At 61.5% G+C, this 17,691-nt stretch carries 10 protein-coding genes; 7 read left to right on the top strand and 3 right to left on the bottom strand.

Going from position 1 to position 17,691, the window contains the following annotated elements; genetic code table 11:
- Window positions 1-66: 66 nt before the first annotated feature.
- Window positions 67-828: a MipA/OmpV family protein gene (locus J5M72_RS18295; protein WP_207866714.1), complete on the bottom strand. Its 762-nt coding sequence runs from the start codon at window positions 826-828 to the stop codon at window positions 67-69.
- Window positions 829-1,046: 218 nt separating this feature from the next.
- On the opposite strand from J5M72_RS18295, the gene J5M72_RS18290 reads away from it, so the two are divergent.
- From J5M72_RS18290 to J5M72_RS18265, 6 genes are read left to right on the top strand one after another with little or no spacing between them, the layout of a single operon-like run.
- Window positions 1,047-1,745 (top strand): HAD-IB family phosphatase, encoded by a 699-nt coding sequence (locus J5M72_RS18290; protein WP_169431725.1) that lies wholly within the window; start codon window positions 1,047-1,049, stop codon window positions 1,743-1,745.
- Complete coding sequence (locus J5M72_RS18285; RefSeq protein ID WP_169431726.1) at window positions 1,738-3,132, top strand: aminotransferase class III-fold pyridoxal phosphate-dependent enzyme; 1,395 nt, start codon at window positions 1,738-1,740, stop codon at window positions 3,130-3,132. Before J5M72_RS18290 ends, J5M72_RS18285 begins: the two co-directional genes overlap by 8 nt.
- Complete coding sequence (locus J5M72_RS18280; protein ID WP_207866713.1) at window positions 3,129-4,010, top strand: alpha/beta fold hydrolase; 882 nt, start codon at window positions 3,129-3,131, stop codon at window positions 4,008-4,010. Before J5M72_RS18285 ends, J5M72_RS18280 begins: the two co-directional genes overlap by 4 nt.
- 42 nt (window positions 4,011-4,052) lie before the next feature.
- Window positions 4,053-5,180, top strand: coding sequence for a GNAT family N-acetyltransferase (locus J5M72_RS18275; RefSeq protein WP_207866712.1), 1,128 nt, complete (start codon window positions 4,053-4,055; stop codon window positions 5,178-5,180).
- A 6-nt stretch (window positions 5,181-5,186) separates the two neighbouring features.
- Window positions 5,187-6,962, top strand: coding sequence for an ATP-binding protein (locus J5M72_RS18270; protein WP_169431729.1), 1,776 nt, complete (start codon window positions 5,187-5,189; stop codon window positions 6,960-6,962).
- The gene (locus J5M72_RS18265; RefSeq protein WP_169431730.1) at window positions 6,952-8,340 is read left to right on the top strand and encodes a sigma-54 dependent transcriptional regulator; all 1,389 of its coding nucleotides are present in this window, start codon (window positions 6,952-6,954) and stop codon (window positions 8,338-8,340) included. Before J5M72_RS18270 ends, J5M72_RS18265 begins: the two co-directional genes overlap by 11 nt.
- A 143-nt stretch (window positions 8,341-8,483) precedes the next feature.
- On the opposite strand, the gene J5M72_RS18260 is transcribed toward J5M72_RS18265, so the two are convergent.
- Entirely contained in the window at window positions 8,484-9,518 is a 1,035-nt protein-coding gene (locus tag J5M72_RS18260; RefSeq protein ID WP_169431731.1) for an alpha/beta hydrolase, read from the bottom strand.
- A 244-nt stretch (window positions 9,519-9,762) separates the two neighbouring features.
- Here J5M72_RS18260 and J5M72_RS18255 point away from each other — a divergent pair, with 244 nt between their 5' ends.
- A complete protein-coding gene (locus J5M72_RS18255; RefSeq protein WP_243433387.1) occupies window positions 9,763-15,255 on the top strand; it encodes a DUF6543 domain-containing protein in 5,493 nt (1,830 codons plus the stop codon).
- A 42-nt stretch (window positions 15,256-15,297) separates the two neighbouring features.
- On the opposite strand, the gene metE is transcribed toward J5M72_RS18255, so the two are convergent.
- On the bottom strand, window positions 15,298-17,610 hold the full coding sequence (gene metE / locus J5M72_RS18250; RefSeq protein WP_207866710.1) for a 5-methyltetrahydropteroyltriglutamate--homocysteine S-methyltransferase: 2,313 nt from the start codon (window positions 17,608-17,610) through the stop codon (window positions 15,298-15,300).
- Window positions 17,611-17,691: the final 81 nt, after the last annotated feature.

Here is a 17,691-nt window from a genome sequence, read left to right as displayed (position 1 = left end):
AAGAACATCCTGAAACAATGGGTTCGTCACGGCTGTCTGCAAAGGCCAGACCAGTTCCCCTCGGGCCTATTTGAATTTATAGGCAATCGCCATTTGCACCTCGCCCTGATTGGTATCGCCGACGCCTTTGACGATGCTGCTGTCGGCCGCCGAACCGGTCAGGTGAATCCAGCTCGCACTGGTCAAAAGCGACCATTGCGGGCCCAGAGGAAACTCGAAACTCTGGGTCAGCGCGATGTTCTGCAGACCGCCGCCTGCGTTGTAGGCGCGTATGCCGGACGCCTGGGCTTCCTTGTCGCTGACACCGAAGAAGGTGTTGTTCTGCCGGGCGTTGGCGAAATGTGCAGTCAGATTGCTGCTGCCGATCACGCCGCCGCCCAGTGGATAACCGATCTCGCCACCGACCCGACCGAGTACGCCGCCCTGCCCGCCACCGCCGCCGATGGCTTGGCCAACGGAGGCAAACACCCGCCAGAAGTCGGCCGGTGCGTACTGCACGAAACCACCGGCCTCGGCCATGTCGGGCACGTCGCGCAAACCGCGCAGTTCGCCGTTGGAGGTGCGGCCCGGCAGGTAATTCACATACGGGCCGGCACTGAAGCCGTTGGTCTTCAAGGCCCTCCAGGTCAGGCCGTCATCGGTACTGAGGCTCACGTCGCCCCAGTCCAGATCCAGATACGGTATCGGCCGGGTTTCATAACGGCTGCCACTCGGATCGTGAGGCTGATAACCCAGGCCCACACCGGCCTCCCCGGTAATCCGGTCCGCCATTGCGCTGGCCGAAAAAGCGCTCAGCACCACGAGTAAAAACGGTGTCTTCCTCTTCATGAGTCCATTCCCTTAATTGAACATGCGCGCATCAATCCCCGGATGGCCCCCACTGCGCAAGCACTCATGTTGTTTGTAGCAAGCTACAAAAATTGTAGCTTCGAATTGCCAAAGCACCTGATCGGCCCCGCCGGCAAGGGGCGGGTGGCACTTGGCACAGTCCCTGCTCTACCCCTCGGCAAGCGCACACAACGCGCTCTGACCAATAGGTAATGCAGATGATTGACTGGCATATCGTGTGTGATTTCGACGGGACCATCACCCGCACCGACGTGATCGACAGCATCCTCGAACGCTTCGCCGACCCGAGTTGGGAAACGATCGAAAACCAGTGGCTGGCCGGTGAAATCGGTTCCCGTGAATGCCTCAGCCGCCAGCTCTCGCTGGTCAAGGCCACGCCCGGCCAATTGCTGGAGTTCTTCGACAGCATCGAGATCGATCCGGACTTCCCCGACTTCGTCGACCACGCCATCGGCCTGGGCGCTTCGTTCGAAGTGGTCAGCGACGGCATCGAGCAAGGCATCGCGCGGATCCTGTCGCGCAACTACGTGACCCTGCTGCCGATTCTCGCCAACCGCCTGCGACAGCTCGATCACGAAAGCTGGCGCATCGACTTTCCGCATTCCAGCGACGCCTGCCGCGCAGCGTCCGGCAACTGCAAATGCAAATCCACGCCGGGCAACAAACGGGTGCTGGTGATCGGTGATGGCCAGTCCGACATGTGCGTGTCCTCCACCGCCGACTTCGTCTTCGCCAAGGGTCGCCTCGCCGAGTACTGCGAACGCAACGCGATCCCTTACGCCCGCTTCGACAGCTTCGCCGAACTCCCGGCGCTGCTGGCCCTGCTGCCAAAGGCCAGCGCCGCCAACGCCACCACTTTCAACACAGAAACCCAGGAACTCTTCCACCATGTCTGATATTCGAATCGCTACCCAGGAAGACCAGATTCTTCTGGAAAAAGAAGCCAAGTACTGCTCCTACGGCGACACCGTTCACTACATCGAACCGCCGCGCATTTTCAGCCGCTGCGAAGGCTCCTATGTCTGGGACACCGAAGACCAGGCCTACCTCGACCTGCAAATGTGGTACTCGGCGGTCAACTTCGGTTACGCCAACCCGCGCCTGAACAATGCGCTGAAACAGCAGATCGACACCCTGCCGCAGATCGCCAGCCAATACCTGCACAAAGGCAAGATCGAGCTTTCGGAAATGATCGCCGTGGACGCCAAGAAGAAGTTCGGCCTCGACGGTCGCGTGCACTTCAACGTCGGCGGTTCGCAGTCCATCGAGGACTCGCTCAAAGTCGTGCGTAACGCCAGCAACGGCAAGAGCCTGATGTTCGCCTTCGAGGGCGGTTACCACGGTCGCACCCTCGGCGCCTCGTCGATCACCTCCAGCTACCGCTATCGCCGCCGCTACGGCCACTTCGGCGAACGCGCCAACTTCATCCCGTTCCCGTATCACTTCCGCGGCCCGAAAGGCATGACCAAGGAAGAATACGGCAGCCACTGCGTGCAGCAGTTCGCCCGTCTGTTCGAGACTGAATACAACGGCGTCTGGGACCCGAAAGTCGGCCAGAGTGAATACGCCGCGTTCTACGTCGAGCCGATCCAGGGCACCGGCGGCTACGTGATTCCACCGATGAACTTCTACAGCGAACTCAAGCATGTGCTGGACCAGCACGGCATCCTGATGGTGGTCGACGAAATCCAGATGGGCTTCTATCGCACCGGCAAGCTGTGGTCGATCGAGCACTTCGACGTCAAACCGGACGTGATCGTTTTCGGCAAGGCACTGACCAACGGCCTCAACCCGCTGGGCGGCATCTGGGCCAAGGAAGAACTGATCAACCCGAAAGTCTTCCCGCCAGGTTCGACCCACTCGACCTTTGCCTCCAATCCGCTGGGTACCGCCGTGGGTCTGGAAATGTTCAAGATGACCAGCGAAGTCGACTACGGCGCGATGGTCATGGCCAAGGGCAAATACTTCCTCGAAGGCCTGCAGGACCTGCAGAAACGCTACCCGATCATCGGTGACGTCGATGGCCTGGGCCTGGCCCTGCGCTGCGAGATCTGCGCCCCGGACGGTTTCACCCCGGACAAGGCCACCCTGGACTTCATGGTCGAGGAAGGCATGAAGGGCGACATCGAGATCGACGGTCGCAAACTGGGCCTGATCCTCGATGTGGGCGGTTACTACAAGAACGTGATCACCCTCGCGCCATCGCTGGAAATCAGCTACCCGGAAATCGACCTGGGCATCGCCCTGCTCGACCGTCTGCTGGCCCGGGCGATGAAACGATGAACGCGGCCGGGATCGATCTGGGCGAAGGCGACGCCGGTTTCGTTCTCGGCACAGGGGAGGTCGCGGTGTTGTTGATCCACGGCCTCACCGGCACCCCGACGGAGTTGCGTCGGGTCGCCGTGGGACTGGCCAAGGCCGGTTGCACGGTGTATGTGCCGACCCTGGCCGGGCACTGCGGCGGCAATGCCGACCTGCAGGCCACCGGCTGGCGCGACTGGTACGAAGGCGTGCGCAAAACCTTCGTCGGCATTCGTCGCCAGCACAGCAAGGTGTTCGTCGGCGGTCTGTCGATGGGGGCGGTGATGTCGATGTACGTGGCGTCCGAGCATCCGGGCCAGGTGGCCGGGTTGCTGATGTATTCCACGACGCTCAAGTACGACGGCTGGAGTATCAACAAACTGGCGTTCCTCACGCCGTTGCTGATGAAAATCCCGTTCGGCGTGCACATCTGCAAGTTCGAAGAGAAACCGCCCTACGGCATCAAGAACGAGCGCCTGCGAGCCATCGTCGAACGGCAGATGAAGGAAGGCCACAGTAGCGAGGCCGGCCTGTTGACCATGGAGGGGGTAACCGTGCGCGAACTGCACCGGATGAACGCCGTGGTACGCAAGCGCATGCCTTCGATCACCGTCCCGGCACTGGTACTGCATTCCATCGAGGACGACATCACCAGCCGCTGGAATGCCGACTACGTGGAACGCAAGCTCGGCGGTGAAGTGGTGAAGATCCTGCTGGACGACTGTTATCACATGATCACCGTCGACCTGCAGTACCGGCGCGTCGTTGAACTGAGCGTGCAGTTCATCAACGACCACCGTACCGACCTTGCGCTATCCGCTCACTCCCTGCCAACCGAGGAATACCGGCAACGAGCGTGAAGCGACTGCAAAACGACATGCCATGCCGGTTAAGGAAACGACGTGATCACGGCCCAAGCCTTTTCAACCATCGAAGCGATTGATCGCGACGCGTGGAATGCCTGCTTTCCCGAGGAGCTCGAAGACTGGGCCTACTATCGTGCCGTTGAACAGGCCGGCATCGACGGCTTTCAGTGGCGCTATCTGGCGCTGTTTGAAAACGACCGGCTGATTGCGGCGGTCGTGGCCTTCACCACGGCTTATTCGCTCGACACCACGCTGCAGGGCACCGGCAAACGTTTGAGCCAATGGCTGCGCAGTTGCTGGCCGGGGCTGTTCGACATTCGTCTGTACGCCCTCGGTTCGCCAGTGGCGGAGCAGTGCCACGTCGGCACCCATCCGTCTATCGATCCGGCACGCTTGCCGGAACTGTTCGCACGTCTGCTGAACCTGGCCCGTCAGGATGCGGACCAGGCCGGGGTCGGCCTGCTGGCCGTCAAGGACGCTTCCCACCGCAATCCACAATGGCTCCAGGCCTGCCGCGAGGCCGGTTTGCAAAGCATGCCGGGATTGCCCGGTGCCGAGCTGCCGATCAAATTCGCCTCGGTCGACGCCTACCTCGGCACCCTGGGCAAATCCACCCGCAAGGACCTGCGCCGGACCCTGCGCGGCTCAGGCCCGCGAATCGAATGGCGACGTTCGGTGGACGACCTGCTGCCGACCATGATGCGGCTTTATGAAGCGACATTGGCGCGCAGCGACCTGGCCTTCGAATGCCTGCCGGCGGCCTATTTTCGGCAAGTGCTGGAACACCTCGACGAACGTGCCGCCTGCGTCCTGTACTGGGTCGGCGATGAGCTGGTCGCATTCAATCTGGTGCTGCTGGACGAACAGCGGCTGGTGGACAAGTTTTTCGCCCATGATCTGGCCCGGACCCGCGAGCACAAACTGTACATGCGCAGTTGGCTGGCCAATGTCGGCTACTGTATTGAGCACCGGATTCCGATCTACGCGTGCGGTCAGGCCGGTTATGCCAGTAAGCTGCGCCTGGGTTGTTCGTTCATCGGCAACACGGTGTTTTTCCGCCATCGCCACCCCGTACTCAATCACCTGCTGCGGCTGGTCAAGATTTTCATCCGTCCGGATCGAACCGATCCGGCCATGGCGACCGCGATAAGCGAACAACAATAAGCGAGCATGATGAGCAAAGACCGACACGCCACCGCCCGACCCTTCGCCCTTTCCGGCTGGAGCCTGCAACGCAAACTGGTGCTGGCGTTCTGGCTGGTCAGCGTGATTCCGACCATGATCGCCGCGGAACTGGCGGCCACCACCCTGTCGCAGATTTTCGACAGCAACGTGCGAATCTGGCTGCAGGAGTCGACCAAGATCGTCGAGGACGAGATCCGCGAGATCGTGCGCGACAATGCCCGCGCCGCGCAGTTGTTCCTGCGCTACACCCGTCCGCCAACGGACCGCCAGTCGGCCCGGCGCGACAAGCTCACCTCCGACATCGCCGACTCCATGGGCATCGATGTGGTCGCGCTGGTGCGCAACAGCGATCACAAAGTGGTATTCAGCACCGCCGCCGATGACATCGTGCGGCAGATCAGCACCGCGCCCAAAGCCGTGCTGCAGACCCTGCAGGTCGGTGGTGTGGCGACCGGCGCCGTGGTGTCGACCTTCGAGAGCGATCAGGACGGCACCGACTATAAACTGATCGTGGTGACCTACCTCGACAACAGCTTCCTCACCAGCGTCGCCGACGTACATTCCCTGGACCTGCGTCTGTACCTGGCCAGAGACGCCGATTTCTCCGAGATCTTTTCCACTCAGCGCTTTGAAGATCACCCGGTAATCGTTCCGGAAAACATCGAACAGCAACTGCGCAACACCAAACAACCGATCGAGCAGTCGACCAAGCGCTACAGCGGTATCTACCGACCGATTCTCAACGAAAACGGCGAGCTGCAAGGTGTGGTGTTCAGCGGCCTGCTGCGTCACACCACGCTGGTCGGGCTGGTCAACCAGAGCAATCTGTTCATCCTGATCTTCATCCTCAGTTCGGCGGCTTCGCTGGCGGTGGGCTGGCTGGTATCGGAGCGCATGACCAAACCGTTGCGCGGCCTGGCCAAAGGCGTGCAAGCGGTGATCGCCGGGGATTACCGTCAGCGCCTGCCGGTCACCGGCGGCGATGAGCTGGCGGAGCTGAGCAGCATCTTCAACCACATGAGCGAACGCCTCGGCGAGTTGCAGCACCTGGAGTCGCAACTGCGGCGCCGCGACCGCCTGCACGCGCTGGGCGAAGTGGCGATGGGCCTGGCCCATGAAATCCGCAACCCGCTGGGCATCATCAAGACAGCCACGCAATTGCTGCACCGACGTGCCGACCTTCCGGAGACCGACAAGCGTCATCTGGAATATGTGGTCAGTGAAGTCAGCCGCATCAACGACCTCATCACTGAATTTCTCGACTTCGCCAAACCCAGTGCGCCGCTGCGTTCGACCCAACTGGCGCGGCCACTGGTGGATGAGCTGGTGGGTTTCTGCGCCCCGGAGCTTTCCAGCCACAACATCGATGTGCAGATCGACGACCGCGCGCCGGGTGCCACCGTGTATGCCGATGCGCGGCAACTCAAACAGGCGGGCCTGAACCTGATCGTCAACGCCATCGACGCCATGCCCGAGGGCGGCCGCCTGACCCTGGGCATCGCCAGCGACGAGCACAATACGGTCATCAGCATCAGCGACACGGGCCAGGGCATCGAAGCGGACATGCTTGAACGGATCTTCACACCGTTCGTCACCACCAAGGCGTCCGGCACCGGGCTCGGTCTGGCCAAAGTCTTCTCGATCATGGAAAACCATGACGGACGCATCGAATGCGTCAGCGAAAAAGATGCCGGAGCCACCTTCAGCCTGTACATTCCGGCCAACGGTGAAGATTTCGACGAGGACAGCGATGACGCATAACGTACTGGTGGTGGACGACGAGCCCAAGCTCTGCGACCTGCTGGCATCGGCCTTGAGTCAGAACGACATTGCGGTGTTCACCGCCGGCAACGGCCTGCATGCGCTCAAGGTGCTGGAATCCGAGGACATCGATCTGGTGATCAGCGACTGGCGCATGCCCGGCATGGACGGCCCGCAACTGCTGGCGGAAATCAAGAACCGCTTCCCGCAGTTGCCGGTCATCGTCATGACCGCCTACAGCACGGTGAAAAATGCCGTGCAGTCGATGCGCAACGGCGCCTTCGATTACATCGCCAAACCGTTCGACATCGATGAGCTGGACATCACCGTCAGCAAGGCCCTTCAGTTTCGCGACATCCTCAAAGACAACCTGCGCATGCGCGCCGAACTCGACGAACACCAGCAGATCGACAGTCTGGTGGGCGACAGTCCGAGCTTTCGCCGGGTCTTGAGCGCGATCGATTCGGTGCGCGAAAGCAACGCCACCATTCTGCTGACCGGCGAAAGCGGCACCGGCAAGGAAATGGTCGCCCGGGCCATCCACAAGCATGGCAATCGCGCGGACAAACCGTTTGTCGCGGTCAACTGCGCAGCGATCCCGGAAGGGCTGCTGGAAAGTGAAATGTTCGGCCACCGTAAAGGTGCGTTCACCGGTGCGGTATCGGACCGGGTCGGGCGCTTCCAGCAGGCGGACAAGGGCACGCTGTTTCTCGATGAAATCGGCGAAATGCCGCTGGCGCTGCAAGCGAAAATCCTCCGCGCCTTGCAGGAACGCATCATCGAACCGGTCGGCGATCCGCGCGAGCGCAAGGTCGATGTGCGGGTCATCGCCGCGACCAACAAGAACCTGCTGGACGCGGTGGCCAACAAGGAGTTTCGCGAAGACCTGTATTACCGCCTCAACGTGTTCCCGATTCCGTTGCCGGCCTTGCGTGAGCGGGTCGAAGACATCGCCCCGCTGGCCCGGCATTTCGCCCACACCCTGGGCACCGCGGCGGGCAAACGCTTCAGCGGTTTCAGCGCCGAGGCATTGCAGGCGATGACTCGCTATTCGTGGCCGGGAAACATTCGTGAGCTGCAGAACTGCGTCGAACGCGCCACCATCGTCGCCTCCGGCACAGTGATCGAAGAGCACGATCTGCCGGCCTATCTGTTTGCCTCACAGCCGACCGAGCCCGGCGCTCTGGTCGCCGAAGGCAGCGTGCCGGCCGACCTTGAAGCGGCACTGGCAGAGGTGGAAAAAGCCTACATCCTCGCCGCCCTGGCGCAGAGCAACGGTGTGCAGGCTGCGGCGGCGCAGTTGATCGGGATTTCCGAGCGCAGCTTCTGGTATCGCCTGAAAAAACTGGGGATTCACGTGGACAAGATCGTCCGCTGAGCAGGATTCCCGGGCCGAGCCCGGGAATCTTCACGGCCTCGATTCACCGTGCCGCCCTTCGCCTCGCTCATGATCTGCCGGGACCGCCCCGACAAAGGTATCCACCGGCTGCCCGGTGGTCAAAGACCTGCACGATACACCCGCTAGAGCAGGTTGCGCTCGCCCACCGGTTCGATCTGCGCCCAGTGCGAAGTGTCTTCACGGTGTTGCTGCAAATACGGCAACACCGCCGCCAGCAACGGCGCCTTGAACGCCTCCTGGAAGCGATGGGCCAGGCCCGGGATCAGCTTCAACTGGCTGCCACGAATGTGCGCTGCCAGGTGTACGCCGTGCATCACCGGCAGCAGCGGGTCGGCCGTGCCGTGTACCACCAGGGTCGGCACCCGCAATTGATTGAGCAATGCCACCCGGCTCGGTTCGGCAAGGATCGCCATGATCTGGCGCTTCACGCCTTCGGGATTGAACGCCCGGTCATAGGACACCGCCGCCTGATGCAACAGCACCTGACGATCATCGGTAACCATCGGGCTGCCCAGCGCCGCCAACAGATCCGCCTGTTGCTCCAGCGCCACTTCGCGGTTGGGTGCGCCACGGCGCGACAACAATTGCACCAGTGCAGCGCTCGGTGCCGGCAAGCCTTCGGCACCGGAACTGGTCATGATCAGCGTCAGACTCTCGACCCGCTGCGGTGCCATCGCCGCCAGGTGCTGGGCAATCATCCCGCCCATGCTCGCGCCGAGCACGTGGAATTGCTCGACGTGCAATGCGTCCATCAGGCCCAGCGCATCGTCGGCCATGTCGGTCAGGCTGTAAGGCGCCGCCACCGGCAGGCCGAGTTTGTAGCGCAGCACTTCAAACGTCAGGTTGGCCTCGGCCGGTGCCTGGCGCCAGGTCGAAAGACCCACGTCGCGGTTGTCATAGCGGATCACCCGAAAGCCCTGCTGACAGAGGGCGACCACCACTTCGTCCGGCCAGTGGATCAACTGCCCGCCCAGTCCCATCACCAACAGCAATGCCGGATCCGACGCACGGCCGATGCTCTGGTACGCCAGGCTCACCTGCGCCAGATCGACCCGTTCGGTCGGTACATTGACGTCGCAACGCGACGCCGCATAGGACGCCTGCCCGAAAAAAACCGCGGCCAACAACGCCGCGATTGCAAAAATTCCCTTGAACATGAAAAACACCGAAACGCAGAACCCCAGTAGAGCGCGAGTCTGATGAAGTTTGTTCAAGCGCGCTGCCACAGTTCGATGACAGTTTGATGAAGAGTGCCGAGTGGTCGGTTGATCCCGATAAACATGCACCACCCTCCGTCTGACCATTGCTCTTGAATAGCTCATGAATGAGCGGATCCGCCGCTCTCTGCCTGAGCCTGTCGTCATGGTCGAACGATCCTTTTTAGAAAGTCCCCCTCCCCCGTTGTACACGCTGCCCGGCTTCGCCAGCCTGCCCGTCTCTATCGATGAAAGCCTGCTGCAAGGCGCGGCAGTCCGGCGGCGAGCCTGCAGCGAAGGACTGCGCCAACTGTGCGCCGGCGTTCCCTCGGTTCGCGATACCCTTGACCGGTTGCTCCACGAGAAACTGGGTCTGAACGGCCAGCAGTGCGGTTTGCTTTTTCACCCGACAAATGGGCATGCACAGCGTTTTGTCAGCCTCACGGCGGCCTTTGCCTTTGTCGTTCAGCACCCGCGACTGGAGGAATGGCTCGACAACCGATGCCGGTTGACCGGTATGAACAACGCCCATGCACTGTCGGCACTCACCCCGTCGCAACTGCTCGCACAAATCAAAACCCTCGAACCGGCTTTGGCGCTTGATGAGCGTTGGCAGGCTTACTGGAGATCCCGCGCCCCGGGCACGCCTCTGTCCCGTCGGGACCAGGCCGACCGCTTGTACCGCGGGCATATCGAGGCGTCCGCGCAAATGGCCTTTGCCCGGCGCACGGTAACGGCTCAACAGCTGGAACCCCTGTGGTCGCTGATGGACGGGACGCCAACGCGCAGCGGTTCAGACGATACTCTGCGCATCGAACTGCCGACCCTGCGACTGCACAACGGCGTGCGGGTAAAACCGGCGGCTGCCTGGGTCATCAGCCGCGCAGACGACGCCGCTCACTTGCTGTACGCGCCCGGCCAAGCGGATGCGATCCAGGCCTTCGCCCGACGCAGTGACGTGCAGACTCGGCTGGCGCTGCGGCCCTACGTGCCCGCCGGACTGCCGGTCGAGAACCTCCAGATCGAATATGTCCCCGCCGGCCGCTCACTGACGATGGTCTTCAATGAGTGGCTGTCGCAGCAGCAAATGGCGCAAATCACCGCCCTGCGCAACGGATCGGACGGCAAACGCGGCCTGGCTGAACATGGCCCCCGTTCGCTGGATGTTGCCGAGCGAATCGACCGACAGCGCAGCCTCGCCATCTTCAGCGCACCTCCCGGCCTGGACAGCCCTGTCCCGACGCAGGAGAACGAAGACGAACCATCATTGTTCGGCGACCTGCATGCCGATGTTTCCAGGTCCCTGCGACAGGCTGCCGTCAAGCGTGAATGCGATGCACTGGAATCAGTGCCTGACGGTGAAGCCCTGCAATCGTTCAGAGCGCTGCAAACGACGCAGGAAAACGCCGAACAAGCCGCCGACCTCGCCGCAAGGGCGTTGCTCTACCGCGAGCGAACACTGGACGTCACCACGTTCAATCGGCAGTTTACCGCGCTGCACAACGCTCACAGGCAAGGGCTGCTTGCCGAAGCGCAGATGCAACGGGCCCTGAATCAGATCAGCGTTGAAGAACACCGTCTGCTCACATCAATGCTGGGTACACCCGACAGCGCCGATGCCGATTTCGTAGCGGTCAGCCTCAATCTGTCACTGACCGAGTCCGTGGAAAACAAAACCCTGGTCAACCATCAAGAGATCAATGGCCCATTCGTGCTGATGCGCAGGCAACCCGGGCCAGTCTCCACACAAAGTCTGCTGCTCTACTGGCCCGGCAGCGGCGGTGGCCTGCAACGTTTCGCCGATCTTCAGGCCCTTGAACAGCAACTGTTCAAACTGCACGCCAGCACAGGCAGTCAGGTGCTGGAGTTGATACCTATTCCAGGCGATCCGCTGCACTACGCGTTGAATCAGTTGACCGGCGAGTTCGAAACCCGGGCAGCCACGATTCGCCAACGCTACAGCGAACCGTTACAGGCCCGACACCGTGCAGATGATTTGGAACACCTGCGCAACCAGACGCTTGCCCTTCTACAAGTGCCGATCCACGCAGCCCGACGCCAGGCCCTGGCCTTTCGAATGGATCAGCAACGCAGCGCCATCCTCGCCACCCAAATGCCTGACTGGCTGCGCGACCTGCCAGACACCGAACGCAACCCCCTCAAGGATTTGATCCAGGCCTGGATCGGTGCGATGAACCGGAGTCACGCATTGCTGACCGTCACATTGCCGCCTCGCGAGGATTTCACCCGCCAGCGTCTGCATGAACGGCTGCGCCGGGACTTTTCCCTCAAAGGGTATTTTTCGGTGCATCTGAACCTGCCGGATTCGGTGGCACTGCAGAAGCAGACATTCAACGCGCCCGGCGCTCCCGGCACCCCTCAGAAGCTGGTGCCGGTACCCAGCGCAACTCGCAGCAGCCTGTCGCTGGAGGCCCTGGCGCAACTCAATATCGACAACACAGCGTCGATGAATCTGGAACCTCTGCTGATGCGTCTTCGCTTCATGCAGGTTGAAGTCAGTGCCAGCGACGACCGCGACCACTCGGCGCTGGTTGCAGGGATCACCCTTCCCTACCTGCGCAGGCTGCTGCCGGAACTGGACCTGCCCAAGGCCTACGAGCAACTGATCTACTCCACCTTCAAAGGCACGCCCGACGAGCCACCCTACCGACGCGAATATCGTCGGGAATGCCTGCTCGAACCCTGGCGCCTGATGCTCAGGCTGCAAGGTCGATGCGCGTGGTTGCAGCATCAGATCGACACGCCTGCGCTGCACATCCTCGACACAGCCATCGATGCCGACACCGACGAAGCCTGGAACAACGGTGACCGACGCATTGTATTGCGCCCGGCGATCCTGGCCGCCGGTGGCACGGACACTCCGGGCGAAGGGCCCGCTACGCTGTCCGGGGTGACGTTTATCGAGGAACAGGCAGGCGGCACGACGTTGCTGTACCTGCCGGAGGCTCCCGACGGCCGATTCCTGCGTGTTTACGACAGCCTCGAAGCGGCTCGCAAGGATCTGTTCCAGCGCTGTAGCCAGGACACGATGATCCGCTATCTGGCCGGCCGCGCCGTGCAGGGCAGCGTTCGTGCCCACGAAAACCGTATTGCCCTGGCCGTGGAAAGACGCTTTGACGGCATGATCGGCGTCGGGCTGAAGTGGCCGTCCACCACGTCACTTGCCGCACACCTGCTGGACGCTCATATGGGCCGCCTGATCGAGGCCCATCGTGGTACATCGCGCTCGAATGAAGCGCTGTATCTGGAGCGCTACGCCCTCAATGGTCCCCGGGTATTCAACTACCTGAAAATGGCTTTGGGGCTGGTACCTTTCGTCGGCACGGCGCTCGCGCTGTATGACGCCTGGAGTGCCGCCAACCAGGCGGTCGCGGCGTTTCTGCGGGGCAAGGTCGGCGATGGACTGACCGAGATCGAATCACTGTTGCTATGCCTGATCGACGCTGCCATCGATCTTGTACCCGGCGCTGGTGCGGCGCTCAAGGCCCGTTCGGCGACCCGCACCCGCTTGCTTCGGAACCTGGCGACCGACTCCGCTGCGCTGACGCTGAGAAATCAACACCAGGCGCGGCGCATCGTCGAACGGTTCGCCGGTTACGAATATGAGTCGCCCCTCTCGCTGGCCGGTCTGCAACCGGTCGACAGTGGCCTATGGCGAAACATCTACCGGCATGCCGACGGGGATTTCATCGTCCGCCAGGGCCGGATCTACCAGGTCGAATGGAGTCATGACTCTCGCAACTGGCGTCTGAGCGGCACCGCCCGGAAAACCTATAAGCAACCCATCGCTCTGGACGAGGCTGGTGAGTGGGACACCTGGTTCGGTGTCTACGGCACCACGTTCGAGGGCGGTGGCCTCGGGGGTGGCAGCGTGCTGGGGCACATGGCCGATGCCCTCGACCCGGTCTGGCCGCAGGCGATACGTAACCGCCTGCCACGCTGGTGGATCGATCGCACTTATCGATTGCACCATCGACTGACCCTCGAATGTGACAGCTTGAGCTCTCGTATCGATGCTCAGGTTCGACGAAGTGATGTGGTGATCAACACCCACTACGAGCACCCCGATAATCTGCTGTTCAGAATGGCGGCAGAAAAATGCTGTCGAGATGACATTGCATTGGCCACCCGGCAATTTCAGACAGTGGCCGAACTGCGCGCCCTTTCTCATGGCAACAAACTGCGGGCGCTGCTGGAGATACAGAGCCACGACGCCACACTGATCACCGACCGCCTCAAACACCGGGCGCTGATCACCAATCATCGCATCCGCAAGAAACTGGATGAGCTCGATGCACGGCACGACGTCCTCGATGCGTTACCTGCGGACTCGATCGAGGAACGATTGAGACAACTACAGGACATGCACCGGATTCGTCTTGAAATCATCGCCGCTATCGAGGACGTCGAAGGACTGATGAGCGATCTCAATCGTTGGTTCAGCCTCGTCACCGCTCGAACGGACAGGGCCAAACTGGGGCCGATGATCACTGACATGAACAGTCGCATGACCGATTTCAATCTGGGATACATCAAGACTTCGCAGCGCCTGGAAACGGTCAAGAACTTCGAAAACACCGGCGAAGTGTCCTGGCGATATCTGCAGGAAAGGGCCTGGCAATTGCGTGTCGACATGGACCGGGCGCTCTTTACGCAGTTCAGCCTGTCGGAGGTCAGCGCCACGCGGGCACAGCGCATGCAGATTCTGACGGACTGTCTCGACACCTATGCAAGATATGGCCGGGAAATGAACCAATGGACCGCCAGTTACCCGCAGTACTTTCACATGGAGGAGTTCGAACCGTTGATGGCCGGCGTGGAGGTCATGGCCGAGCGGGCCAGAAAGGCCATCGACCATCCGGTGCCCCCGCGTACTGGCGGGCAAGGCAACAAGAAGATCTTTCGCACCGAAGACGATCAGTGGCTGATCGGTGTGGAGAACTGGGAACTCAGAACCCGCAAGCGGCAATTCGTCCTGAACCACGGCAAGGCCGGGGAGGAAGTCTGGGAACAGACGGGCAATGGCCGGTATCGCCTGTTGACGGTGCAGCCGTCGCAACCGGTTGCGACGCGCCATCTCCCGTCGCTGCTGACCGATGCCCGCAAGCGGCTTGATGGACAACCGGCCTATCAAGCAAAAGTGCAGACCTATGCCGAACGCGACATGCTCCCGGTGGATCTGGAACACATGATGATCAGCGAGGCCGATGACTTGTCGCGCCGCGCCAGAGATATCGAAGCCCTGTCCGCCGAGCATCCGGTGATCGAAGAACTGGACACCATGGCTGCCCGATTGCGCACTCAAGGACGGCAAATGCGCACCCGGCAGACTCTTGCAAGCCGAAAACCCACCGATGGCATGCTCGAAGACCTGCTTCGGCAAAATGCCGTGGAGGTCCGCAAGATTGCGCTGATGAAGCAACTGCGCAATCGCGCCGACGGCCGGCCAGACTACCTGCAGGAATACGAAATTCGCGATTTGAGCATCCAGCCGCCCCGTCTGTTGTGGTATGCACACTTTCACTACAGCAAGGCCAGGCCCCGGTTCGGTGAGTTCGAAAAAGCCCATCTGAAACTGCCGGAGCACCGTGGCAAAACCCATGCTGACGATCAAACGTTGCCGTACGCCGACATCGGCAAGCGGTCGCCAGTGCTGCCCTGGTTCGAAGCGCTTTGAAACGACACAGGGAGCGATTCACCGCTCCCTGTCTCTTGCGTGTTACGCCAACTGACTGCGCAGTTGCCGCGCTGCCGCGACCATATTGACCAGCGCCGCTTCGGTCTCCGGCCAGGCGCGGGTTTTCAGACCGCAATCGGGGTTGACCCACAGACGCTGCGCCGGAATCCGTTTCACCGCCTGGCTCATCAACTTGACCATCTCGGCCGTGTCCGGCACCCGTGGCGAGTGGATGTCGTAGACGCCCGGGCCAATGTCGTTCGGGTAGTCGAACGCTTCGAAGGCGTCCAGCAGTTCCATGTCCGACCGCGAGGTCTCGATGGTGATGACGTCGGCGTCCATGTCGGCGATCGCCTTGATCACATCGTTGAATTCGCTGTAGCACATGTGGGTGTGAATCTGGGTTTCATCCTTCACCCCCGAAGCCGTCAGGCGGAACGCTTCCACCGCCCAGTCGAGGTATTCCTGCCATTGCGCGCGACGCAGCGGCAGGCCTTCACGGAACGCCGCCTCGTCGATCTGTACGATCTTGATCCCGGCCTTTTCCAGATCCACCACTTCGTCACGCAGGGCCAGCGCCAGTTGTTGTGCCTGAACCTTGCGCGACACGTCTTCGCGGGGGAACGACCACATCAGCATGGTCACGGGGCCGGTCAGCATGCCTTTCATGACCTTGTCGGTCAGGCTCTGGGCGTAGGTGATCCAGTCCACGGTCATGGCGCTCGGACGGGACAGATCGCCATAGATCACCGCCGGTTTCACGCAGCGGGAACCGTAGCTCTGGACCCAGCCGAAGCGCGTGAACAGATAGCCGTCCAGTTGCTCGGCGAAGTACTCGACCATGTCGTTGCGCTCGGCTTCACCGTGCACCAGCACATCGAGACCCAGGCGCTCCTGGACTTGCACCGCATGGCGGATTTCACTGCGCATGGCGTCGTGGTAATCGTTGGCCGACAGCTTGCCCTGCTTGAACGCCTGACGGGCCAGCCGGATCGAACCGGTCTGCGGGAACGAGCCGATGGTGGTGGTCGGGAACGTCGGCAATTTCAGACGCGCCTGTTGTGCAGCGATGCGTTGCGCAAAAGGCGAATGACGCTGGCTGTCGCTGGCGTTGATCGCCTCGATCCGCGCTTGCACTTCGGCTTTGTGAATGCGCGGCGAACGGGCGCGGCTCTCTTGAATGGCGCGGCTTGCGGCCAGTGCGCTTTGCACGTTCGGCGCTTGCGGGTCGTTCAGCGCATCACGCAACACCGAGATTTCGCTGCACTTCTGCACGGCGAATGCCAGCCAGCTTTTCAGCTCCGGGTCGAGCTTGTCTTCGCGCTCGACATCCACCGGACTGTGCAGCAACGAGCAGGAACTGCTGACCCACAGGTTGTCGCCAAAACGCTCCTGCGCCGGTTGCAGTTGTGCCAGCGCCTGCTCCAGTTCGCAGCGCCAGACATTGCGCCCGTTGACCAGACCGACCGACAGAATCTTGTAGGTCGGCAGACGATCAAGCACCTGACCGAGCTGATCCGGCGCACGCACCGCGTCGATGTGCAGGCCTTGCACCGGCAGGCCGACGGCCAGGCCGAGGTTGTCTTGCAGGCCACTGAAGTAGGTCGCCACCAGTTTTTTCAGCGGCGAGTACTGAAGAATGTGATAGGCGCGTTCGAAGGCGCTTTTCCACACTTGTGGCAGATCGAGGGTGAGGATCGGCTCGTCGATCTGCACCCACTCCACGCCTTGTGCAGCGAGGCGACCGAGGATTTCGTTGTATACCGGCAGCAGACGCTCAAGCAGATCGAGCTTGTCGAAGCCGTTGCCTTTCGCCTTGCCCAGCCACAGGTAAGTCAGCGGGCCGATGATCACCGGTTTGACGTTGTGACCAAGGGCTCTGGCTTCTTCGACTTCATCGAACAGCTGCTCCCAGCTCAGCTTGAACTGTTGGTCGGCGGTGAATTCCGGGACCAGGTAGTGGTAGTTGGTGTCGAACCACTTGGTCAGCTCTTGGGCGTATTGGGTCTTGCCGTGCTCGCCGCCGCAGCAGGACGCCGTGGCGCCACGGGCCATGGCGAACAGCGTGTCGAGGGTCGGCAGGCCGCGCGCATCACGCACACCGTCAAAGCGCTCGGGGATCACACCGAAGGTCAGCGAGTGGGTCAGCACCTGGTCGTACCAGGCGAAGTCGCCGACCGGCAACAGGTCGATGCCGGCGTCCTTCTGCAATTGCCAGTGCCTGGCGCGCAGCTCACGGCCGACCTGATTCAGCGACGCCTGATCGAGATCGCCTTTCCAATAGGCTTCGAGGGCTTTTTTCAGTTCGCGGTCGGCGCCAATGCGCGGGAAACCAAGGGTGTGGGCCACGGCCATGTCGAGTGTTCTCCATTGCGTAAAAGATGGCGCCATTGTCGACAGCCAGGACAACATGAGACAAACTCAACCTTTTCGTGT

Origin of the sequence: Pseudomonas sp. 58(2021), assembly GCF_017491585.1 — a bacterium.
GTDB classification, from domain to species: Bacteria; Pseudomonadota; Gammaproteobacteria; order Pseudomonadales; family Pseudomonadaceae; genus Aquipseudomonas; species Aquipseudomonas fluorescens_BT.
This window is presented reverse-complemented; position numbering and strand designations above follow the sequence as displayed.

Coding starts and splice junctions, on each gene's coding strand:
- J5M72_RS18295 (WP_207866714.1), bottom strand. CDS start 828: ATGAAGAGGAAGACACCGTTTTTACTCGTGGTGCTGAGCGCTTTTTCG.
- J5M72_RS18290 (WP_169431725.1), top strand. CDS start 1,047: ATGATTGACTGGCATATCGTGTGTGATTTCGACGGGACCATCACCCGC.
- J5M72_RS18285 (WP_169431726.1), top strand. CDS start 1,738: ATGTCTGATATTCGAATCGCTACCCAGGAAGACCAGATTCTTCTGGAA.
- J5M72_RS18280 (WP_207866713.1), top strand. CDS start 3,129: ATGAACGCGGCCGGGATCGATCTGGGCGAAGGCGACGCCGGTTTCGTT.
- J5M72_RS18270 (WP_169431729.1), top strand. CDS start 5,187: ATGATGAGCAAAGACCGACACGCCACCGCCCGACCCTTCGCCCTTTCC.
- J5M72_RS18265 (WP_169431730.1), top strand. CDS start 6,952: ATGACGCATAACGTACTGGTGGTGGACGACGAGCCCAAGCTCTGCGAC.
- J5M72_RS18260 (WP_169431731.1), bottom strand. CDS start 9,518: ATGTTCAAGGGAATTTTTGCAATCGCGGCGTTGTTGGCCGCGGTTTTT.
- metE (WP_207866710.1), bottom strand. CDS start 17,610: ATGGCCGTGGCCCACACCCTTGGTTTCCCGCGCATTGGCGCCGACCGC.